Annotated in this window: 22 protein-coding genes; 2 read left to right on the top strand and 20 right to left on the bottom strand. The window is 46.0% G+C overall.

What is annotated here, in order from left to right; genetic code table 11:
• Positions 1-4 precede the first annotated feature (4 nt).
• The 13 genes from AC1DOV_RS22800 to AC1DOV_RS22740 all read right to left on the bottom strand — a co-directional run bounded on the left by AC1DOV_RS22800 (position 5) and on the right by AC1DOV_RS22740 (position 10406).
• Positions 5-1027, bottom strand: a complete 1023-nt coding sequence (locus AC1DOV_RS22800) for a DUF2793 domain-containing protein (protein ID WP_477510237.1) — start codon at positions 1025-1027, stop codon at positions 5-7.
• A complete protein-coding gene (locus AC1DOV_RS22795; protein WP_477551162.1) occupies positions 1028-1441 on the bottom strand; it encodes a phosphoglucomutase in 414 nt (137 codons plus the stop codon). It abuts the gene before it with no gap.
• A 3-nt stretch (positions 1442-1444) separates the two neighbouring features.
• Positions 1445-2482 (bottom strand): baseplate J/gp47 family protein, encoded by a 1038-nt coding sequence (locus tag AC1DOV_RS22790; RefSeq protein WP_477551161.1) that lies wholly within the window; start codon positions 2480-2482, stop codon positions 1445-1447.
• Positions 2475-2876, bottom strand: a complete 402-nt coding sequence (locus AC1DOV_RS22785) for a DUF2634 domain-containing protein (RefSeq protein ID WP_477551160.1) — start codon at positions 2874-2876, stop codon at positions 2475-2477. Before AC1DOV_RS22785 ends, AC1DOV_RS22790 begins: the two co-directional genes overlap by 8 nt.
• Positions 2873-3175, bottom strand: coding sequence for a DUF2577 domain-containing protein (locus AC1DOV_RS22780; protein WP_477510241.1), 303 nt, complete (start codon positions 3173-3175; stop codon positions 2873-2875). The genes AC1DOV_RS22785 and AC1DOV_RS22780 overlap by 4 nt, the downstream gene beginning before the upstream one ends.
• On the bottom strand, positions 3175-4143 hold the full coding sequence (locus AC1DOV_RS22775) for an XkdQ/YqbQ family protein (protein ID WP_477510242.1): 969 nt from the start codon (positions 4141-4143) through the stop codon (positions 3175-3177). Before AC1DOV_RS22775 ends, AC1DOV_RS22780 begins: the two co-directional genes overlap by 1 nt.
• Before the next feature lie 4 nt (positions 4144-4147).
• Positions 4148-4813: a LysM peptidoglycan-binding domain-containing protein gene (locus AC1DOV_RS22770; RefSeq protein ID WP_477510243.1), complete on the bottom strand. Its 666-nt coding sequence runs from the start codon at positions 4811-4813 to the stop codon at positions 4148-4150.
• Positions 4810-6954 (bottom strand): hypothetical protein, encoded by a 2145-nt coding sequence (locus AC1DOV_RS22765; RefSeq protein ID WP_477551159.1) that lies wholly within the window; start codon positions 6952-6954, stop codon positions 4810-4812. Before AC1DOV_RS22765 ends, AC1DOV_RS22770 begins: the two co-directional genes overlap by 4 nt.
• A 229-nt stretch (positions 6955-7183) precedes the next feature.
• On the bottom strand, positions 7184-7606 hold the full coding sequence (locus tag AC1DOV_RS22760) for a phage tail assembly chaperone (RefSeq protein WP_076269726.1): 423 nt from the start codon (positions 7604-7606) through the stop codon (positions 7184-7186).
• Positions 7607-7638: 32 nt separating this feature from the next.
• Positions 7639-8097 carry a phage tail tube protein gene (locus AC1DOV_RS22755; RefSeq protein WP_076269725.1) on the bottom strand — a complete coding sequence of 153 codons (459 nt, stop codon included), beginning with the start codon at positions 8095-8097 and terminating at the stop codon, positions 7639-7641.
• 1 nt (position 8098) lies between these two features.
• The gene (locus AC1DOV_RS22750; protein WP_477551158.1) at positions 8099-9415 is read right to left on the bottom strand and encodes a phage tail sheath family protein; all 1317 of its coding nucleotides are present in this window, start codon (positions 9413-9415) and stop codon (positions 8099-8101) included.
• A gap of 3 nt (positions 9416-9418) precedes the next feature.
• The gene (locus AC1DOV_RS22745) at positions 9419-9607 is read right to left on the bottom strand and encodes a hypothetical protein (protein WP_339207325.1); all 189 of its coding nucleotides are present in this window, start codon (positions 9605-9607) and stop codon (positions 9419-9421) included.
• A gap of 178 nt (positions 9608-9785) precedes the next feature.
• A complete protein-coding gene (locus AC1DOV_RS22740; RefSeq protein ID WP_477551157.1) occupies positions 9786-10406 on the bottom strand; it encodes an ECF-type sigma factor in 621 nt (206 codons plus the stop codon).
• Positions 10407-10662: 256 nt separating this feature from the next.
• On the opposite strand from AC1DOV_RS22740, the gene AC1DOV_RS22735 reads away from it, so the two are divergent.
• Together AC1DOV_RS22735 and AC1DOV_RS22730 are read left to right on the top strand one after the other, a co-directional pair.
• Entirely contained in the window at positions 10663-11088 is a 426-nt protein-coding gene (locus AC1DOV_RS22735) for a helix-turn-helix domain-containing protein (RefSeq protein WP_076269721.1), read from the top strand.
• Between the two features lie 8 nt (positions 11089-11096).
• Positions 11097-11507, top strand: coding sequence for an ImmA/IrrE family metallo-endopeptidase (locus AC1DOV_RS22730; RefSeq protein ID WP_477551156.1), 411 nt, complete (start codon positions 11097-11099; stop codon positions 11505-11507).
• Between the two features lie 381 nt (positions 11508-11888).
• Here AC1DOV_RS22730 and AC1DOV_RS22725 read toward each other — a convergent pair whose 3' ends face one another.
• The 7 genes from AC1DOV_RS22725 to AC1DOV_RS22695 all read right to left on the bottom strand — a co-directional run bounded on the left by AC1DOV_RS22725 (position 11889) and on the right by AC1DOV_RS22695 (position 22981).
• Positions 11889-13121 carry an aminopeptidase gene (locus AC1DOV_RS22725; RefSeq protein ID WP_477551155.1) on the bottom strand — a complete coding sequence of 411 codons (1233 nt, stop codon included), beginning with the start codon at positions 13119-13121 and terminating at the stop codon, positions 11889-11891.
• 225 nt (positions 13122-13346) lie between these two features.
• Positions 13347-13586 carry a YolD-like family protein gene (locus AC1DOV_RS22720; protein ID WP_076269718.1) on the bottom strand — a complete coding sequence of 80 codons (240 nt, stop codon included), beginning with the start codon at positions 13584-13586 and terminating at the stop codon, positions 13347-13349.
• A 252-nt stretch (positions 13587-13838) separates the two neighbouring features.
• Positions 13839-16577: an alpha-mannosidase gene (locus AC1DOV_RS22715; protein ID WP_477551154.1), complete on the bottom strand. Its 2739-nt coding sequence runs from the start codon at positions 16575-16577 to the stop codon at positions 13839-13841.
• A gap of 20 nt (positions 16578-16597) precedes the next feature.
• Positions 16598-19729, bottom strand: coding sequence for a beta-galactosidase (locus AC1DOV_RS22710; RefSeq protein ID WP_477551153.1), 3132 nt, complete (start codon positions 19727-19729; stop codon positions 16598-16600).
• Complete coding sequence (locus tag AC1DOV_RS22705) at positions 19726-21045, bottom strand: glycoside hydrolase family 125 protein (protein ID WP_076269715.1); 1320 nt, start codon at positions 21043-21045, stop codon at positions 19726-19728. Before AC1DOV_RS22705 ends, AC1DOV_RS22710 begins: the two co-directional genes overlap by 4 nt.
• 32 nt (positions 21046-21077) lie before the next feature.
• Positions 21078-21992: a carbohydrate ABC transporter permease gene (locus tag AC1DOV_RS22700; RefSeq protein WP_076269714.1), complete on the bottom strand. Its 915-nt coding sequence runs from the start codon at positions 21990-21992 to the stop codon at positions 21078-21080.
• A 50-nt stretch (positions 21993-22042) separates the two neighbouring features.
• Positions 22043-22981, bottom strand: coding sequence for an ABC transporter permease (locus AC1DOV_RS22695; protein ID WP_179089866.1), 939 nt, complete (start codon positions 22979-22981; stop codon positions 22043-22045).
• Positions 22982-23011 lie beyond the last annotated feature (30 nt).

Here is a 23011-nt window from a genome sequence, read left to right as displayed (position 1 = left end):
CTCCTTAGAACGTACCGCCATCAATGACGGCAACCCTTAAGCGATTTCCGTTCGCAGCATCATAAACGATGCTGTCTGCATCAATATTTGCTTCTATGCCTGTCGCATTAACGAGCACGCCTTTGCCAGCTTTTGCACTAACTGCTGCACCTGCAACCGCAATCCCGTTCCCCGCTCCAACGCTAAGGGTGACGGTATCGGCCTGCCCTCCGCCAGTAAGACCGCTGCCAGCTGTAATCGTCTGAAGCGCACCGCCAGTTCGCACCCATGCGGTACCGTTCCAGCTAAAAATCTTCTGCTCATCATCGATGTAGCATGTCCATCCTACTTGCGGCGTGTATAAATCCCAAGCTGTACCGTTCCACTCGGCAATTTTGTTAACTTGCGAGGCCCAAACGCCAGTTGCGCCTGCAGGAATCAAATAACGATCCGCTAAAACAGGTGAAGTCGGCGGGGTCACTAAGTCCTTATCCTTAACCGAAGCTTGCGGCTCGATATTATGCTTCGCCAGCTCAATTTCATTTCTAATCTTTTGCGCTGACCACAAATCGGTTATAGCCAAGCCCGCATCATTAATAAGCCTGTGCTTGGTTGGATCGTCCAGATGCGTCTTGATCTCAGCAGCTGTTTTCACGTTCACACCATCGGACACCTTGTTTACATTGCCGCTGGTAACGTTAGCTTTTAGTACCTTTGCATAGGTTGCACCTTCTGAAATGTCATCCAGCGTTCCCGTCAAATCGGTAACCTTCTGCGCATTGATTCTTCTCCATGCGGTTCCATCATCAGCATACAAATAACCATTGTTTGTACCGCTGCTCACGTAATACAACCTACCCATGGCTGCTGCGGCTGGTCTAGCTGCTTCTGTGCCGGATAACGCGCGACCTACCATGCTATTTGTTGTCCCATCACCGACATAAACTTCCTTCGTATCTGTGCAAAATCCCATTTCGCCAGCCAATAAAGCACCGAATGCAGATAGCTCTGCTTTTGTTCCACGCTTGATCTGAATCGTCTGTGACATTTAATTCCTCCTCAAAAATGATCCGCCATCGATACTTCCGCTTTTCTTGTATCTTTCCACTTCTAATTGTGTTGCAGAAATACTAACCTGCAAATCATTAATATCTGCTGCTTCCACCCGATCGCCGGGCGTCTCGTAGGTAGCAAAGACAGCTTCAGCTTGAGCAAAAAGCTTAATTCGGAGCCTCCAAGGCGTCTCAGCCGGTACAGTTAGAAAATAATTCTGTATCTTCTCACCCGATAAGCCGGGTCCTGTATAGACCTGAATGCTTTCCTTGCGTATGTCGTCATGTGCAAGTTCTCCCTCAAATACCCCTCCAAAAACGGCAAGCTGCTCTTCTATAACGTACAGCTCGCTGCCTTCCTTTTTGTTCAGCTTCACCGTAAATTGATCTACCTCCGCAGGATATCGCATAGGCTACACCTCCAATTCAACAAGCCCCGCAATAGGTACTTCATCAATTTCAAGTCCGATATTATCGCTTCCGCCATTCAGTAAAAGTCGATCGTAGTCTAAGACCCCGGGTACTCCTAAGAGCAAAGTACCGAGCTTAGCGATACTCACATAATTAATGCGGAACGCCGTTTCATCTAAATAAGCAGTGAGTGCTTTAGCAAAAGCCGCGCTCACAAGTTGAATCGTATATCCTACTGCAAGTGTAACCTTAGCCTTGATGCGAATAGGCACACTCGAAGCCGAAACGATTGAAACCTCTGCACCGATTGGCCTGTTCTCATTGATAAAATCAAGCACCGCATGCTGCAGCACCTCGCTCGCTGGCTGCTTATCCGAATTGACGATAACAACCTTCACGGTCCCCGGACCATCCCATAAGGGCATCACTCTTGCACCGCCAACACCGGGAACCGACAACGCCCATCTCATATAATCGGATACATTGCCGCTCGTCCCTGGATTTTGAACCTCGGCAAAGAAACGGCTGCGCAGCTGTGTATCCGACTCCTCGTCCTCACCGGGCACCAGCACATCGACTAGCTCTGCACGAGCAAGCGAGCTAATATAATCGATAGGCAGCATATCGCCAAACTGTTGATTGCCAGCTGCTCCCTCTGTTTCACTTTCAAGAACAAAAGAGCCCACTTTCAATCTCTCTCTTACGATGTAATTAACCGATTCTGCCGAAAAACGACTTCCAATCGTCACGTCCATTGCCGCTCCGCTGGAGCCATAAAATTTACCGAGCCGCTTCGCTCTCGTAGCCGCTTGCCTATTGACGCCAAAATCTGCTGTACGCCTAGACAAATATTCCCCGCTCGATGTATCTGCAAAAGCTAAATCAATATTGACGTCCAGCTGAGCATACAGCTCAGAAAGCTCTGCAGCCGCCGGAGCCAGCGCATCATAAATAATGCTGCCTTCCCGCTTATCTACATTCCCTTGTACACGATCCAGCATTCGCTGGAGCAAATAGCTAAAGGTCATGTTTTCATACATTTTGGCTTACCTCCTCTCCAAAGCTTCCAAACTCCGTTACGACAGTAAACTGGACAACGATAGCTTCATCTTTAACGTCGTACTGAAAATCAATGACATCACTCACCCGCTCATCTTGCAAAAGCGCCTCTTGAATGCTGCGTTTTAGCTCTGATTGAACATAAGATGGCGATCCTCCAAGTAAACTTTCCAGCTCAGTACCATAATTGGTGCTGTAGCAAAAATAGCGGTACCGCTCTGTTTGCAATATTTTAAATACAGCCTGCTTTACCGCTTCTAACCCGTCAGTCCTGCCTACGATCCGTTTGCTTCCTAAATCAAGCTTATAGGTCTTGCTCGTTTCGAGCTCCTCTACTGTCGTGACCTCCGCAACATTTGCTCCCTGTGGAATCATGGCTTAGCCACCTTATCGAGTACTACAAATTGTTGACCGCCTTGTACGCGGAGCATTAACACCGCATCTCCCGCTTCCAAGCCTGTTCGGATGACCAGCTTTTCAGATGTTTGCAGCTCAATTTCATACTTAACGAGGCTTTCCGGTATAATTAAAAAATCCTCTGATAAAGTAAAACGTTGATCGACGTTTACTTCCAGAGGATTGATTTGAATGACTTTTCCTACCATGACGGCTAGCGGATTCCCTGCAGCGTAGGCTGCGGCTCCCGCTTTCTTGATCGACTCCAATAATGCCATTAAATCACCCTCAATTCCAGCTTCATCGTATGCGAATCCGCTTCGAATTTATGCGAGCATTCATCTACGAGAAAATAGTGGTGAATGCCGAGCTCATCAATCACTACGGGTACATAACATCCCGCTCTAACTCGCAAATCACCAATGGCATCAATACTGATGCTCTTTTGCTCACGATTTTTCAGCTTCATCAGCTGATTAAGCTGTTCATTTATTTGTGCCACATTCATTTTCTCATCCGCCTGCTGATAAAGCAGAAGCCGTCCCCATTTCGCGATTGAAGCGTCATCCTTCTTGGGATGATGCTTACGTATGCCTGCTTCTTTATTATCCTCAAAAATAATAATGTGGTTATAGGTATCGCCGTCAATCGATCGCTTCATTCCATAATCAAACATAAGGCTGTAATCGCCAATTACAAAATCAACCTTCATCTCCTCCACATTGCGCAAGGAAAGCTTTCCGAAATCATCCAAAAGTATAAAATTTCCTCCTGAATGAATGAGTGTTAGATCAAGTGCCTTACAAATAATATCAAGCAGCTTTTTATTATCCTCCAGCATGGATGGAATTTTGTACTTGGTATCCACGAGCACGCCTGTCTCCAAGCCAAAATCATCGGCAATTTTCTTTACAATTTGAGAGGCGGTAACCCCTTGAAATTTATAAAAATAATTGCTTAATAAATAGCGAATCTGATCATAGGCTTTTATCGAGATTCTCTCATCCATACCGGTACTCACTTCAAATACATATCCGTAAAATACATTGATATTATCTTTGAGGACACGAATGACATCGCCATTGTTCACCTCAAATGAAGCACTTTGAAATGGACTTCCTTTAAGCACCGTCATATCCAAACTAGACGCCGCTCCAATTCGTTTCGTCTTGTAGGTCAGCGAAGGAACAAGACTCGTAATATTCCACACTTTACCATTGCGGTTATCAATTAATATTTCCAGCATATTATCACCTCGGCAGCTTTAGCGTCATCCCGATGGGCAGCTTTTTGAGCTGTGCATCCTTAATACCGTTCAGCTTCTGAATTTCCCGCCAACGCTCTTCTTTGTGAAGCTGAACGCGAGCTACTTTAATAAGCGTATCCCCGGCAACCAGCTTATAGGTGCTTGGAGCTTGCTTATCCGATGGCCGTGAGTTAGGCTTCACGCTTGCCGCTCCCTTTTTAATCACTACGGGCCTAGCACCATAAAAAGCAAATTCTTTCAGTGAAATACTGTACTCAATATCCCCAGAGCCCGCCGCTTCCTTCCATTCGAATTTTTCAATGCTCATCGCCAAATTAATATCGAAGGTTGCCCCGGTATAAACAAAACGGATCGGCCACTTTTTCTCCATCCAATCGAGGATAACCATGACATAAAAAGCAGGGTCTATCCATGTTTTGCTGACGACAAACGGATAGTTCGTCTTTGGGAAAAAGCTTTCAAAGGAGATCGTCGTGAGCTTCGAGCTTTGAATGAGATTGATTTCGCCTAAACCGGACACCTCGTAGGTCTTGCCCCCAGCACCATCATTAATTTTAATTTCTGGAGGATTGACCGGGAGCTGGAAGCCCTGCTTTTGATCATTGTAGCTAAGCCAGATTTCATAATCATAATGCGCATTTGAAATCATCTGTTGTACACCCCTTCCGCAGATGAGGCAATTTCATCGTTCAATGAACGCTCGATACGCCCGATAATCGTATCGATATCATAGCCATTGTTAATATCACCAGTTTGCACGCTGACCGTAGGCTGCAGCGACACGAAGTTCTGAATGTTCTTCATCTCCGCAAGCTCCCGCATCGTCTTCAAATCCTCGCTGGAAATCTCGACGCTATCGTTGATTTTACCAACCTCGCCGACTCGGTCGATGTTAGAAGCTGTCCCACCATTAGGTATTGCAAACGCTGTAGAATCCTTAGATGCGGTCATTTTATCTTTGTCCCCGGCCATTTTCGTTAAATTATCTAGACCAATGGATTTCTTAATAAAATCCACATCAAAGTTTTCTGTAAAATCTCCTACTGCATTAAAAGTGTTTTTAATACCATCCTGAATACCCGCCTTAAACTTGCTGCTGTCTACACTGTCAAGTTGTAGTTTGACACCTACTTCAATCCCAACAAATTTTCCGATAGTGCCAACAACCTGATCAACACCTTCTAAAAATAGGTTGATTATCTCAATGAACCCGTTAATAAAACCTGTCCATAAATCGATATAAAACCCAACAGCTTTTGCCATCACATCTCCTAGCGTACGAAAAACATCTGCAACAAAGTCTCGAACTGGTTTTAAAGCAACTATTAGGCCTAGGAAAGCAACGATTAAACCAACGACCAATCCAATAATTACAGATATCGGATTAGCCCACATAGCTGCTGATAATCCGAGCTGCACTACTGTGGCTACCATAACTATGAATCTATAGGCCGTCATTAATCCACTATAAATAGCTGTTGCAATAGAAACTGCTTTAAGTACCGCATTATACGCCCAAAAGGCTGCAACTATCCCTAGCACAATTGGACCTACAACTGGTAGTGAAGCAACTAACAAATCCCCTAAACCACCAGCAATTTGCATGACAACAATCAACCCTTGGGCAAGTGCTGCCAATCCAATACTCACTGCCTCGAAGAAGATCAGAAACCCTTCTGATTTAAATGCAGCATTTAACTGCTGTAACATTGGAACGAGTAAAGTTATTGCTCCTGTTCCCGCACCCGCGAATGCGGCGTTAATATTTTGGCTTAATATTTCTGCTTGCTTAGCGGGACTCGAAAGCATTCTATTAATTGCCTCTTCACCCATTGCCGATTGTTCTAGAATTTCATCAAATGCTGCGATGAAACCATCCATTTTTTCTGGGGATGCTGAAGTCTTTAAATCCATTGAATCAATGGTGGATTGTTTTACATTAAACTGTTTTGTTAATGTACTCGTGTCTCCCATATATGCTGATTTCACGGCATTAGCAGCATATTCTGTCCCTCTTCCTCCAGGATCAAGTGCGGCCATACGAAGCGATAGTTCAGATAATTTATCAAGCTGATCATGATTTTCAGTCATAGATCTCATTGACATTACACCTCGGACTGCTCCTCCTTGATCCATGCCATAATTTACAGCATTACTTTTAATACTTGCAAAAAGAGCTTCAACTTCCGCACCATTTCCCATTTTATTAGTAATAATGCTTTTGATCACATCTTCATTTAATGCTCCCTCAATGGACATTTGCAAGATCGTTTTAAAAGGTTTGTCGTATAAACTATTCAACTGTCCTGTTAGTCTACCGAGTATATCTTTCCCTGCATTAGCCAAGGAACTGCCTGTTCCAGCTGAAACTTGCGGGCTAGACGGAGCTGTCGCAGAAAATTTAGAAGCATCATTCGTTTTTCCTTCAATCGAAGACATTCTAGCCAACATCATACTCATGAATGCTGGCTTTTCACTTCCTAATGTATTAGATTTAGGTTCATTTTGGATTTGTATAACTGTACGAATTTTATTAGATAAGCTATCTAGATGTTTTTCAAGATCTTGAAACCTATCTATATTGCTAGTTAGTATTGAATTCATGCTAGTAAAAGCGGAATTCACTTTTAATACTTGCTCTCTAGTTCTGTTGATTGCTTTTGTGGAGTTAACACTTTTATTCAATTGTTTGTCGAATTTATTAAGTGTCAGCAACGATTTCTTCAAGTAATTGGTCATGCTATTAATAACTTTTATAGAGCTATTAACGGTCATTAAATTACTCGCCATCCTTCCACCCCCTTCACACGGGCAAAAGCGCTCCCTCATGGGAGCGCGGCCCGTCCTTATTTTCGTTTTGCTTTGGCGCGCTGTTTCTTCTCGTTCTCGATACGAACGTCAATCATGGCATAGATTGCCGCTTTCTCTCGCCGAGTCATGGTCATGAGCTCATGCGGAAGTATACGAAGCTCGTGGAGGGCGTAATAAGCGTAATTCGCTTCTCCGTCGCCCTCTTTTATTAGTTTTTTACTTCATCTGCCAAATCGTTTAGGCTTTGGTTAAAGCCGTTGATTTCTTGCACTCGTTGTACGAGTGAGGCATATTCGCCAGGGAGAAGCATTTTGCGTAAAAGGTTCTCAGCACCGATGATGCCGTACGATTTTTGCAAATCTGCATCCTTTAGGTTCGGGAATTGAATGCTGCTGACAACAAGCTTAGCCAAATACTCGTCTGTATTGGTTTCTGGAGTGAATGCGCCATTTTTCCCCTTTACCTTGCGGGTAGATGACTTGCGGCACTCCTCGTTCTCCGCTTCCGTCATGCTGCGCAGCTCCCAAGCAACAGCCTGCCCTTCTGCATCCTTAAACCGATCCGATACGATAAACGGCTGCGTTGACTCCACAGCCGCATTTTGTGCAAAAAATACACTTAAATCACTCATTGTCTCTTGCCTCCATCATTTTTAATTTCGCCTTAAGAAAGAGCTGAAAATTGCTCCGCAATATCCAATCCTTCAAAAGTGAATTCCAGCTCTTCTTCAAGAGCTTCGCTTTCCGTATCCAGCTTACCGATTATGACCTTATTCAGATTCACCTTATGAAGGAAAACCGTCTGCTTGCCCGTAGCCGAAGACGGATCTTCATTAATAATGGAAATATCAAAATAAGCATCCACGCCGGTATTCACATAATCCAGCATCATCTGGCGGAATTTTGACGTTACATAATAGATGGTCATCGTACCTGTACCCGACCATCCCGTCGCTTTATGCTGCAAACCGCGGTGGCCAAGCGTCTTGATCTCAGCCTTTTGCTTCTCAATGCTTGCCTCCAGCGTCTTGATATAAAACATCTCTTCCTGCAAACCATTAATAATGGTATAAGCCCGTCCTTCGCGGCCCGAAATCGTATCTCCTGCGTTCAAAAATGCCATATTACTTCACCGTCACTTTCATATATACTTTTTCTACGCTATCAACCGGTTGGATATGAGCCTCAATAATAATGCTGTCCGTATCGACACCAGCTGCAACCGACAAATCGGCTTGGGCATCAAAGTTTTGAATAGCATTGAGCGACTGAAGATTGTTCAAATATTTCAAGCACTCGTTGCGGAACAGGCTTCTGCCATCTGCGTTATTATCAACTTTCCCAATATAAAACGACTCGAAAATGTGTTTAAAATCGTTCGCAATGCCGTCCAGCACACGAATGACTCGGTTTTTGGAGAAGGCTTTGCCTTTCTCTGGCGAGTAGCCAGTGAACGTATTAATATCCTGCTCAACAATGACTCTGCCGCCGCTTACCGTGAACAGAAACTCACCAGCTTGCAGCGCCTCTACCGTTTGCGAATTCGTATAACGAATGTCCGCATCAGCAGCTTCCTCATAGGCTTCATAGGTCAGCGATTTGTTCATCGGTGCTCCGGCAGTTGCCGCAGCAACCCAAACCGTTGCCTTCTGTGCGTCAAGAACCGTTCCATCCAGCAGCTTGACGCCGTTTTTGACGCTGATGACCCCTTCAGAATCAGCAGACGGATAATTCGCCAGCACGACCTGAATTTTGCGGCCTTCTTCCTCGCGCAGACGGCGGGCAAAAGCGGCATATACCGATTTTAAGGACAAGTCGGCGGATACTAGCGCTATGGTATTAAAATCCTTCAGCTCAATTTGCGCCAAATAGTCGGTATGGTCTTGATTCGTTACGGTACCATTGGAGCCGCCAACAAGCGGAACGCCTGCTGCTAACGTCAATGCTCCTGTACCGCCAAAGCTTATAAAGGCATTCGATTTCAGCTCTGCGATATTCGCTGCTGTTTGTGAGTCAACTGCCTCTTTAGCAACAAAAGTGATGACATCAAATCGTGCTTCATCGTCAACATTTTGTTTGACCGCAACGGTGATGTCATTGCCTCGAACACCGCCGAATTTAGCTGTAAGCGTTAGGCTGCCAGCGACAGCCGTCGCTTTTGTTCCTTCGTTTAGTCGGTATAAGAGCAGCGTTTTTGCTTTCTTGAATGCTTCGCGTACCAGCAATAGCTCAGGCGCACTTAGATCATAACCAAGCAAGCTTCGCAGATCATCGCTAGCGTTGATCGCAATAACGGCCTTCGACTGCCCCCAGTTAAGGTTTAGCGGTACGGACACCGTTCCGCGCTCTCCCATGCTGCCCACCGTTTTCTTCTCGCCAACCAGGTTAATGTAAACGCCGGGGCGCACCTTATTTTGTGATGTATAAGTTCCTCCTGCCATGTTCTACATGACCTCCTTTTTCAAATAGGCTGTTATCATCGATAACGCTTGTTCGTGAGTATACGTTTCTTGCTCCAACAACACGGCGGATAATATATCCTTCTGGGAAGGCGTATACCGTCTAGCCGACTTTAGCTGCTCCTTGCTGAACCTTGGTTCCAGCTCAGCTTCCTGCAATCTGCTTTTGTTCATTTTGTTCTGCCTCCGCCCTCTTACGATTTGCACCATTTCACCCACCCGCGCTCACATCTGAGCCACCTCCTCATCTGGATAAAACAAAAGGGACGCTCGGTGTCGTCCACCGCTCGTCCCCGTTTATGATCTTTGGTACAATATCATAATATCACGGTTATTTGAGCGAAAACGGACATTAGGCGGACAGAAAGCGGACAACTTCTTGAAGCGCCTTTTGCTTCCATCTTCGGAACGTGCGATCAACGATACCCAGCTCCGAAGCAACAAACTCTGTAGGCTTTCCTTCTATAAAACGAAGCTTCAGCAGCCGAGCGTAATCGGGCGCATATGCTTCTAACGCTTCAAGCGCTTGATCGATAGATTGCAGCTGCTTCTCTATATCCTGAAGTTCGCTTATTTTATCGATGACGCCCATATAACCTTCAAAGCCGCCCGAGCCTTCTCGCGCTTCAAGCACCTTCTCAATCTTTTTCTCCAGCTCTCGCAGCAGCTTTTCATCCGTTGGACTTGCTGTTGCACGGCTTTTCTTTACTTCGTTTAGCTGCGCTTTCGTTCCAATAGGATATTTCGATAGATTCGCATGCGCCGCTGCTTCGATACGCTGATCCTGCTCATCCAAGTACATATAGGAAGGCAGCTTGCGCAGCTGCCGATGAAGCTCCTGCAAATGATCATCCTCAGATACTGCGCTTAGCCGCATGCCTGGTCCTACCGAGGTACCCTCCAGCTGTTTCTTTCTCGCTTTTAGCCGTTTATACGCATGTAATTGATCAATCACCTGTTGTTCTGCATTCATTCAAATAACCTCCCCTAGGTTTTAATGAATATTGAGTATTTAAAATACCGTTCATAACAAAAAAATATAGCGATATCACCGGTATTGACAATACTCCCAATCAAAAATATACTTACCTTTAAGTAGTTAAAATAGCGATAATGATCTGCTGATACATTTCTTTAAATGTTCGTCTGATGAATCTCATTGTATTTGGTATTTTAATTACCGTCAAGTATTTAAAATACCAAATATTCAAAAACGGAGGGTATTTATAATGTCATTGGGTGCACGAATTAAACAACTGAGGGTTGAGCGCGGATTAACGCAGCAGGATGTCGCCGCAAAGCTCGAGATGGGCCGCTCTAACTTTGGTCATATCGAGAATGATCGGGTAACACCAACAAGTGAAGATTTGCAAAAAATGGCGGATATCTTACTAACAACAACCGATTATTTGCTTGGCCGCGATGCAGCCTCGGCAACTATACCTGAGTGGGCTACGTATAAAGATAAGCGTGACTTTAAAAAGCTGCTTGAGGAAGACGGGGAAATTATGTTTGACGGCGTGCCGCTTAGTGCTACCGATCGTCAGCGCGTCATGGATGTGCTTACAGGGTTGTTCTGGGAAGCTAAGCATATGAATAAGCACAAAAAAAAGACCGAGCCGACTAACGATGCTCCTGATGATGCCAAAGGGTAGGTGTTGCTATGGATAAAATGATTTTGAAGCTCATTCGAAAATACAAGACTAACGATCCATTCATCATCGCTGAGGGCCTTGGCATTCATATCCGTTACGCCGACCTCGGAGAAGGCACGCGTGGTCTCTATTTCAAAAAACTGCGCCGCCGGTTTATTGTCATTCACGATTCGCTTCCGGATAATTGGCGCCGCTTCGTATGCGCGCATGAGCTCGGGCATGACCGCTTGCATCCTGGCTTCAACCGTTTTTGGCTGGATGAGCAATCGTTTTTTAATGTTGGAAAATATGAGCGACAAGCTAGTAAGTTTGCCGTAAGGCTGCTGACAGCAGGCGATTCTCCTGCCCCCAGCGAGACGCTTGAAGAGCTGCTTCAAAGAAATGGCGTGCCTGCGGAAATGCAGAAGTTTTATTTTTAATTGGCTGTATTCTGCTTCATTCAATGAATGTGCTGCTGTGCAAATTCACACTTACAGGAAAAGCTCCCGCTAATCCAGCTGAAATTGGCGTATTTACCGCGTTTAACTGGAAATACTCCTGTTAATATCGTGAATACAGCCTTAAGTACTTGCGATTGGCTGAATTAGCTGGAGAAATTCCTGTTAACGGGCATTAAATGAGCAAAGCTGATTATTTAACAGGAGTTTTTCCCTTTAATTTGAGTACAAGTCACATACGAACTCCCAGCTGCACCAATAAACACAAAAAGCTCCTATACCACAGCCAATACCGCGGAATAGGAGCCTTTTTACATAGATTTTCACATAGTTTTTTACATAGACGTCATGAAATCAGACGAATTAAATCGCCCAATTGCCGTTGCGGAAGATGGGCTCGCGAGTGCCATCCTGCGTCACACCGTCAATATTCATATCAGCCGAGCCGATCATGAAGTCTTCATGAGTAAGGCTTCTGTTTGCACCATGAGCGAGAAGCTCCTCAGGTGACATTTTTGTACCGCCTTGAATATTGACCGGGTACGCTTGACCCAGCGCAAGATGACAGGACGCGTTCTCATCATACAGTGTATTGAAAAACGTCACATTGGAGTTCGAAATCGGTGAATCATGCGGCACTAGCGCTACTTCACCGAGATGTCTTGCCCCTTCATCCGTGTTAAGCAAATTAGTGAGCGCCTCATATCCCTGCTCTGCGGAATGATCCACTACTTTGCCATCCTTAAAGGTCAAACTGAAGCCATTAATGACTTGACCGTTGTAATTCAAAGGCTTGGTGCTGCGAACCGTTCCGTTCACACCATCCTTATTTGGCATGGTGAATACTTCTTCCGTTGGCATATTCGGATTAAAATAAACGCCCTTTGCATTTGCTTTGGAGCCGCCTAACCAAATATGTCCATCCGGCAGGTCTATCGTCAAATTCGTCCCTGGCGCTTCATATTGAAGCTGTTTGTAGCGCTTGCCATTCAGCAGCTCAACCATCTGAAGCAGCTTGGCATTATGCGCTTTCCACGCTTGAACAGGATCTTCCAAGCCAATCCGGGTAGCATCAACAATGCGTTCCCAAAGCTTCTGCACCGCTTCTTCCTGCGAGAGATTCGGGAATACTTTAGCTGCCCATTCCGGTGTAGCATAGGATACAAGCGACCAAGCATTCGTATGATTCATTAGTGAACCGCGATAGCCGCTAAGCGCAGTTGAAGCTGTTTTTGATGCTGTTGCCACGCGTTTCGCATCTACATCGTTAAGCAAGTCTGGGTTCGGAGAGTAGATGGTGATGAACGCTGCGCCATTTTCCACAAACTCTTCCCAAGCTTTGGCACGCCACAACGGATACTCCGAGAAAGCCTCTTCAGGTGCCTGCTTGTATTTGATGCGGGAAAGCTCCTCATCGTTATATTCCACATGGACATTTTTTGCGCCTGCCTTATAAGCCTCAGATGCAATAAGCCGTACGAGTGGAGCTGCTGTAATTGGTGCCATGACAACAACCGTTTGTCCTTGCTGCACGTTGACGCCAACCTTAACGACAAGCTCTGCGTAATTTTCTAATTGTTGCGGTGTTGGATACATGTATGTAAATCCTCCTTCATATATCAGTTCATTTGTTGCATCATCCATAACCTTCTTCTATTATAATCCTCCAAGGTCAATTGCTCAAATGATGCAGGCTCGAACATATCCATCTTACTATTAGAGGCAATATTCCAGCTCAAAAAAAGGCCCCCAACGTTCAACGAATGAACGAGGGAAACCCTTTATAGAAAGCTCATATGTTATTGCTGCACGGTTATGATATTAATAAGGGCTTTCCACCTTCATAATATCCATGAAAGGAACCTTTGTTACGCTGCCCATGTATTCTACATGAACCTTCTTTGTTCTTGAATCGAGCACCGTAATGACGCCTCTAACTTGCTCTGCTGCCCATATCGTAAGAAGCAGCTCTGTGCCTTCTTGCTTTGCTTCAACCAGCCGCTCGCCCAGCTCTTCCAGCTCAAATTCATCTCTAGTAGGCCTTTTTGGTCCTTTTGCCACCTTGTTCCCCTCCTGCTAGGTATGTACCCGTATTTTCAATAAAAAAGGGCCCCTCCGCTCGAGGAGACCCTGTTCCTATCGATCTAAGTTACGCGAATATATCTATTATAGCATGCCGCAACTGTCTCTGTTAGCGATATTGCGAGAGTTTCAGCAACAATTATTGGAATGCGAGATCATAGCCTGAGCCTCTCTATTAAATAAAAAGAAGCCCTCCGTATGGCAGTCCATAGCAGAGGGCTTCGTTACTATTTACGAATGCTTAATCCCAATGGTCAAAATCTCACAAGGACCAACCGATACTTCAAGCAGCGATTGTCCATCTACAGCAAGATTTTCGACTTCATGCTCAAGCACATTACTTTTATAAGCTTGTTCAAGTGACACAGCTGCTGCTTCTGACAGCTTAAGCGCCGTTTCAGAAGGCTTCATATTATACCATCTAAGCATGAAATCGCCAGATTGCTCATTCACCTTCATGGAGGAGAATGCTAGTCCACTGCCGTCCCAAGCGAATAAAGCGCCATTTGGAGCAAGCTTGCCGGCATGAACGCCTGTCTGGCTAACCGTCCACGGCACTTGGAACTGATATGCCGCTGCATATGCGCCGGATGCAACTCCGTCGCCGTTATGCGGAAGGATCGTCAAGCTGAAGCTTTGCTCACCCAAGCATTGTGCTTCTGGTGTAGGGAATACGCCCCAATCGCCAAGCTCAGCAACTGCACGAAGCAATGTAATCGCAATGGTGTTACGTCCATCGCGCAATACTTCGTATTCATTTAGGCCAAGGTTGGCAACCGTCAAACCAGCTTGCTCGCCGCTCACATCGACAAACGCCTGCTGATGCTGCGCATTGCTAGGATTGATCCACTCTGCTGCCGGCTCGTTATCACGCGTTGCAACCTCGAAGATGGAATCAGCTTGATGAACAGCCGTTTCTAGATCCGTTGGGAATAATACGCGAACACGGTGATCCTTCGCTTGGTTGTTGAAGGAGGATTTCCATTCCACCCCTTCGCCTTTGCGGCTTATTGCAATTTCAGTCCTGATTGTAAGTGGAACTGTCGTTTCTGTACGTTGTGACTTCCGCTCAGGGAAATAAACAGCCTCTTGCTTCTCAACTTCGAAGTATGGTTCTGCTGAAGCAGGAACTGCCCATTCATGAACGATCTCGAATGCCGCACGGTATGCCGTATTCTCGATTAGACGAATGCTTGCAGGTACACCCTTCGTTGTCAACGTTTGCTCGCCCGTTGGCTGCTTATACATATATTCGTTGCCGATATCGCCTGTATTCTCATACACGCCAAGCTCGCGATAGATTTGACCGCTGCGTTTATCGGTCAAGTTAAACGATCCGTCCTGCGCGATATCAATTCGAAGCCATTCGTTCTCAAGCGCATGATCTCCAGCAACCAGCGATTGTGATGGCTGCAATTGTGCTTTTGCATTCCGAACATAGCCATAAGCTGCCAAGCCTAGCGCAGCAACTTCTGCTGCTTCGAATGTCAGCTTCACTTTGCGGCTCATATATGGCTGACGGAACTTGTCATCTGGCAGATCATAACCGAATTGAAGTCCCATATCAGAAGCTGTATGCGCAATGGCTTCGCCGCTTGAATTAACAAGCGTTCTGCCCGTTACATCGACAGCATACATTTTCTTGTTCATCTCATCCAGTGACAAACCATCACGGAAGTAAATGCGAGCGATGTCCAGCTCAACCTCTACTACTCCGCTGCGATCCCAGCCCGTTGTATTATACACAACAAACGGCAATGCATCTTCGCCATATTGTTCAAATATGGAAGTGTCAACCGCATCGGCAATTATCACTTTGCTATCGTCAATAATCGCTTCCGCAATATGACGGCTCTTATCGAAGCGAGTCACCATCTCACGGTGAACCTCGTCCACGCTGCAGCCGCAAATGCTGTCATGCGGATGGTTCTGCATCAGTGTTTTCCAAGCGTAAGTAAACAAGTGATGCGGGTATTCGTGGCCAAGTGAATAAGCAAGCGCAGCAAGCGGCTCCGCTACCTTCTCCAGCATGGCTTGACCAAGCTGATTCATTTGCTTCAAGTAAACACGTGCGGAAGCTGTATTCACGAGCGTTGACCAGCCGTCTGTACGTTGGCTGCGAAGCTCGCCTTTCACGACAGACAGCTCGCGTGTAAGCGAAGCATTCACCGACGCCAAATAATCTTGGAAATTCGAATGAATGAATTCTGTATCAGGGAAAAGCTCTCTTGCTGTTTTCAGCGCAGCAGACAGATCCTGCTGAATCGGCTGATGGTCGCATCCGTTCATGAACAGCAATTGGCCTGTAGCAGCATACTTCTCTGCCTCAGCCAGCTTGCGCTCCCAATATTCCTTGGCGCTTGCTTCATCTGTAGGCACTTCCATGCCGTTGCAGTACCAGTTGGCGAACAATACGCCCAGCACTTGCGAGCCGTCTGGCCCTTCCCAAATCAGCTCCGAGAAGGAAGATTCATAATCGGAATCTGCTACTGTATTGTTAAAGCCCGTTGGCTTCACGCCTCTGCCAAATACCGCATTATCGATGCCGGCTTGACGCAAAATTTGCGGGGCTTGACCGATATTTCCGAACGTATCTGGAAAATACCCAACTTTGGCAATCGTTCCATAACGGCTCGCATCCTGATGCCCGATTTGCAAATTGCGAAGATTCGCTTCACTGCTCGTCAGGAAGGCATCCTGCAAAATATACCAAGGCCCGATCGGAATACGGCCTTCTTTAATATAACGTTCAAGGCGCTCACGATTCTCTGGGCGAACCTGCAAATAATCTTCCAAAATGATCGTTTGACCATCCAAATAAAAGCTTTTGAAGTCCGGATCCGTATCGAGTGTATGAAGCAGCGTATCCATCAATTTTACTAGCAATACATGGTGCTTCTCATATGGCAAATACCATTCCCGATCCCAGTGGGTATGCGAGATGATATGGGCTGTTCGTTTGTCTTTCATCACTAGAACACCTCTTCTTGTTAATCGTTGTTTGCAGGAATTACATTCACATTTACCTGATCAGGTCGGTAAACGGACAGCAGCTGACCGTTTTTATCCACTGCAAAGAGTACAGACCGCTCCTTCTCCAGCGTAAAAGCGTAGGAAACGCCGGTTACAGGGTCTTTCACCTCAATATCAACATCCAAGCTGAACTCGGATACGAATGTGAATAACGCGCCGTCTTGGAAGGACAATTTACGACCATAAACGCCTGGCAGTTGCCCGCCTTTAATCCAATCCAGCTCCACGCTGCAGCCTGCATAGGTGAGCGCAAACTCATAAATGGCTGAGATCGGCTCAATACGATCATTCAGCTCTACTGGCAGCGGACACCAAAGGATGTTTCCTTTGCCGTGCGATAGCTCGATAAGCTGATCGACTTCAGCTGCAGACGTTCCTTTTTGCGCTTCCTTCCATACCTGAGCAATTCTCCGATTGCCATAAGAAACAGGCAGCAAACGATCACCGATGCGAAGCAGTTCTTCGCGGCGTACATTGACAAGCTCTCTTGATCCAAACAACTCAGCATGACGATCGACTTGACGCCAGTATGCATCAAGGCTTGTTGGACCCGTCAGCAGCAAAGTTGCTCCTGTACGTTCAACGTAACTAAGCAGCTGGTTCATTGCAGCATCTTCTATATTATGGGCACTTGGTACAATAACAAGCTTAACCGGATTTGCTTCCAGCTCGTCCAGGTGATATTCCGAAGCGCCGCGGAATGGCTTGTTCAGCTCATAAGCCAGCACTCGCGTTGCTTTAGTTGTTGCATCAAATGCCAGCTTGCGATTGGAGAAATCATTGGAATAAGGGAAAACAACTGCGGTATCCTCAAGCTCCCGCCCTCTGAACAAATCTCTGATTTCACCCATGAAGCGTCCGAAATCATACGATACATTTGCCTCAGGTTTCTCCGTGCCATCTGCACGAAGTGCGCCAATGTGCGATTCATTCGCATTGTCCATATAGAAATTCGTATTCCAAATCCATTGCACCGCACCTGCGCCACCTGTTGCAAAAGCATAGGCATATTTGCGCTCAAGAATATCGCGTAGTTCTGCTTCCGAACGTTTCGCGCGTCCTTCTGGTGTTTCCACGTACATAATGCCCGTTTCCTGCACCAAATTCGGCTTGTCTGCCGTCTTAGCAAAAATACTGTCCCAAACCAAATGATCATTCAACCACCAGGAATGCACAGTTGTATAATCGACAGCCTCGCCATAGAAGAATGGTGAAGGCCTCTGCGCGCCAAGCGCTTCATCCTGTCCGACTGTAACCATATGATCTGGGCATTCTTCTTTAATGGCCTGGTACAGCTCCTGTGCCCAGCGATTGTGCATATCCATGGAGAACAATACATAATCAAGCCAGCGCGTACCCTTCTTGCCTTGATGCATATCTTGAACGTCAAAATTGATTTCCTCTGGCTCAGGCACTTTCACCGCTTCAAAGCTCGGCAGCTGCTCTGGCGTCATATTCCATAGCTTCTGCAGCTTCTCTACAGATTCGTGACGTTCCTTAAGCCAAGCTGCATAGGCCGCCTGCTCGAATGGATCGCGTGCTGATCTTGGTCCATCAGAAAAAATACGAGGAGGATCAAACATTGACGGCTCGTTAATTAAATCCCAATCAACATGCTTCGATTGTTTGTGGCGCGAAATGATCGAGCGGATAAACCGTTTCTGTGCTTCTAAACTCCGCGGATCGAGATAAGGATTTTGGCCTTCCCAAGTTTCCGGAGTGAATGAGAAGAAAGTAAAGGTTACCTGTAAGTCATGGCGTTTGGCTGTAAGCAGAAACGCATCAATGGAGCGAAGCGCCTCTTCTGATGCATGGCCATCAACCTGCATTATATTGCGATAAGCCGTCCATATGCCGGTTCTAATCCAGTTGATGCCTGCTTTGCGCATCTGCGCCATATCACGATCCCAAACCGATGCGTTTGGCAAAAATAAAAACTTGCGCGCAACATCCGATGTCATGTAGGTCATGCCGACAACTGGCATCGGTCTGCCGTCTTTTACGAAATAATCGCGTTCGCTCGTGACCGGAGTTCCCTCTGCAAGCAGCTCAGCATCAAATCCCCAGAAGCCTTGGCGAAGAATACGTACTTCTCCATCCGTTGACTCCGCGATACAGTCCACCTTGTAGTAACCGCTCACGATTGCTAGAGGAACGGGAATACGAACGATAAGCTGTTTGCTCGCTGCATCCGCATTGATGCTGCTCGTCCACCGCTCATCTGGCTTGCTTTCATGCTGGATCGTAATCGAAAAGTTCCAGCTTACAGCTGGCAAATCTGTCGCAGAAGCAGAACGGCTAAGCTTCTGTACTTGCAGCGTCAGCATCGCACGCTCATCCAGCTCGAAGGACGCATAATTAGGTTTCAGCCACAGCTCTGTTACGCCCGCTGAGCAGAATTCCGACCAGCGGCGAAGCTCGTCCGCTCCTCCGCTTTGCCAGAATAGCTCCGTTAACGGCTGATTTACGAACAACCAGCGCGCGCCTGCGAACATTCCCTTTGTGTTCTCCCATAGTACGACAGGTGCTGCAACTTCTCTTCCTTCTGCTGAAACACCCTTTAGAAGCGGGTACAATTGTGCGTCCATCGGTCCAGCAGAACCCATCTGATGCGGCAAATCACTCGTTTTGGTTACATGAGGCACTAGATTCCAAGTACTTGAAACCTCAAACATGGATTCTTTGCCTTGCAGCAGCGGAAGATCTTCCATCGCACGCAATTTCATAATCGGTGCTGCATCTACAGGCAAAGCCTCATGAATATGAAGCTCGCGGTGATAAGCGGTTTGCTCAGATTCTGGCTCCCAAACGCCAGCTTCGTTTTTTGAAACTGGTTTTTTGAATGGAACGCCGCCGATGCTGATTAAACCTCCACCGCGCTTTAAGTAGGCTAAAATTTCAGACCATGCTTGCTTAGGGAAATACGGTGCATGCATATTTATAAAGCTTCCGCCATCTGCAGCAGCGAGTGCCGCTCCAAGATTATTCGCGCGAACGACGCTGCCGATTTGCAGAAGCTGTCCTTCCGCATCCGAGCTTATGCGAGAATCGATTGGAAACGATGGATCATAGAAAATAATCATGCTCATAGAATCTCATCCTTCATCGCTTGATAGACAAGCTGTGAGAAAAGACTGTTCGACCAAGCGAACCATTTGCGCGTGAACACAGTTGGATCATCCGCATGGAAACCTTCGTGCATGTAGCCTGTGTCCGCGTCAGTCGCTTCCAGCATCGCAATCAAATCTAGCTTTTCTTCGCTGCTAGTAGCTGTAATGCCTTGCATCGACAATGCCATATGCCAGATGTAGCCTGGAGGCGTATGCGGGCTGCCGATACCTTTTGCTGCCGTTCCTTCATAGTAGAAAGGGTTATGTTTGCTTAGAGCAAACTTTCTCGTATTCACATAAATCGGATCTTCTGCATCCACATAACCAAGGTATGGGATCGAGATCAAGCCCGGAGTTCCTGCATCATCCATCAAGCAGTAGTTGCCGAAACCATCCGTTTCATAAGCATAAATAGGTCCGAATTCCGGATGCTGATAAATACCGTAAAGCTGAATGCCATGGTTGACATCCTCTTCTAGCTTTTTCAATTCTTTAAGGAAATCCATGTCACGGAATACCCATTCCGCTATTTCCTCCATTTGACGAAGCGTAACAACCGCAAACATGTTATCCGGGATGTTGTAATGGAAATCACATGCATCATCGCTTGGACGGAAGCCTGACCAAATCATACCCGTATAATTTACAGGCATGCCTAGACCAGAATTGCGAAGTGAATCAGTTGGAATGCCATTATCACGAGTAAAACGATAAGGCGATTGTTCAAAATGGCGCTGTTCTGTCTTCCAAAGCTCTACGATGCGGCGCATCGCTGCTTTAAAGCCGGAATCGAAAATATCCGTCAGCTCCGTTTCTTTCCAGTAAGCATGCGCGAGGCGCATGGAGAAACAAATGGAGTCAAGCTCGAACTTGCGCTCCCATACCCATGGAGACATATCAGTTTCATCCGTAGTATTCCAGTGCCAATCATTAGCGGACTCATTGAACGCATTCGCATAAGGGTCGATTTGAATATAGGAAATATGGCGTTTAATCAAACCACTAAGAATTCTTTGCAAATCTTTATCATGTTTTGCGAATGGAACGTAGTGCATCACTTGCTCGACGGAATCACGAAGCCACATCGCAGGGATATCGCCAGTGATTACAAATGTCGTGCCATCGTCCATCAGCTTTGTCGTTGTTTCCAGCGTATTCGGAAAGCAATTTTTGAACAATTGAAGCAGCTTCGGGCGATGTGCCAGCTTCTGCTCCGCTTCCTTCAGCACGTCTTGAATCGCCTGCGGCAGCGTTAGCTCAGGCATCGGAATTTTCGGTAATCTAAATTGCTCCATCGTATTTGCTCCTTTAGAAATATAATTCGTAATTATTCCTTAACGGCACCAACCGTCAAGCCTTGAATGAAATATCTTTGGAAGAAAGGATAAGCGAATACGATTGGGCCTGTTGCCAGCACCACCATCGCCATACGCGAAGTATCCTGCGGCATCGACTGCAGCAAACCGGTGCTGAGCGATGCATTTTGCGAGTTTTGCATAATGAATTGCATACTATTCTCGATCCGCATCAGCATCGACTGAAGCGGCACTAAATTCGGCGTGTTAATGTACAGCAAGGCGTTAAACCAATCATTCCAATAGCCTAGTGTACTGAACAAAGCGATGGTTGCAAGCCCTGGAAGCGACAAAGGCAGCACCAGCTTGAAGAAGGTTCCAAATTCTCCCGCACCATCGATTTTGCCTGATTCTATAATAGCATCTGGCACCATGGTCGAGAAGAATGTCCTTAGGATCATAATGTAGAAAGCGTTGACCGCAAGCGGTAAAATAAGCGCCCAAATGGAGTCTTTAAGTCCAAGCAGCTGTGTAACAACAATATAAGACGGCACGAGACCACCGTTAAATAGCATCGTAAAAAAGGCGAAAAATGCGAAGAAACCGCGATATTTAAAGCTTTTGCGTGAGATTGCGTAAGCGAAAAGCGCTGTACATACAACACCAATGACAGTACCAATAACGGTAACAGCTATCGTTACCCCATAAGAGCGAAGCAGTTGATCCCCCGCTTTAAATAAATAGCTGTAAGCCTCAAAGCTCCATTTTTCAGGAAAAAGCGAATAGCCGTTTTTAGCTAGCGTCGCCTCATCCGTAAACGAAATGATGGTGACGAATAAAAAAGGAAATACACATAACAATGCAAAAATACCAGCCACGGAATGGAATCCTATATTCCAAATGGGCGTCAACCTATGAAAGTCGCGGGTTTTCGTTTGAGCGGACATAGCGGTTTTCCTCCCTGCGCAATGCTTGTTCCAGCAGTATAGCCTTTAGACTAGAACAAAGCATTGTCTTTGTTGAATTTACGAACAATTCCGTTCGATGTAATAACGAGTACAAATCCAATGATCGACTGATACAAGCCTGCTGCTGTACTCATACCGATTTCACCAGTTGATTTCAATCCGCGATACACATAAGTATCGATAACATTCGTTACGCTGTAGAGTGTTCCAGAGTCCCTTGGCACTTGATAGAACAGTCCGAAATCCGCATAGAAGATTTTACCGATTGCAAGCAGCGTCAATATTGTAATGAGCGGTGTAAGCATCGGGATCGTAATGCTGCGAATTTGCTGCCATTTATTTGCGCCATCGATCATTGCCGCTTCATAAAGGGATTTATCAATACCCATGATGGCTGCCAAATAGATGACACTGTTGTAGCCGACTGATTTCCAAAGAAATACGACGACGATAATAATCGGCCAATAGGTTGGATCAGAGTACCAGTTTATCGGATCGATGCCGAACCAGTTGAACACTTGGTTCACAACGCCTTTATCCAAGCTCAGGAAGCTGAATACGAAATAACCGACGATAACCCATGATAAGAAGTATGGAAGAAACATACCTGTTTGGTATACTTTTGCTAATTTCTTGTTCGTAATCTCAGCCAGCATAATCGCCATTGCAACGGCAATGACTAGACCAAGCACGATAAAGAAGATGTTATAAACGACGGTATTGCGTGTAATGATGTAAGCATCATTGGTACTGAATAGAAATTTAAAGTTTTGCAGGCCTACCCACTTGCTCTCGATAATGCTGGCAAGAAATCCATCCCGGCTGTATCTGTACTCCTTAAACGCAATAACCATACCGGCCATCGGCAAATAAGAGAAGAAGATGAACCAGATTGTTGCTGGCAGCACCATAATCAACATCGCTTTATTTTTATTAATATCTTTGAAAAACCGTCCTATGGCTCCCACGTGATCACCTCTCAGTTGTCAGATTAATGA

It is taken from the genome of Paenibacillus sp. 01T47 (assembly GCF_056398245.1).
The sequence above is the reverse complement of the archived record's forward strand: the minus strand, read 5'-3'. Positions and strand labels throughout refer to the sequence as shown.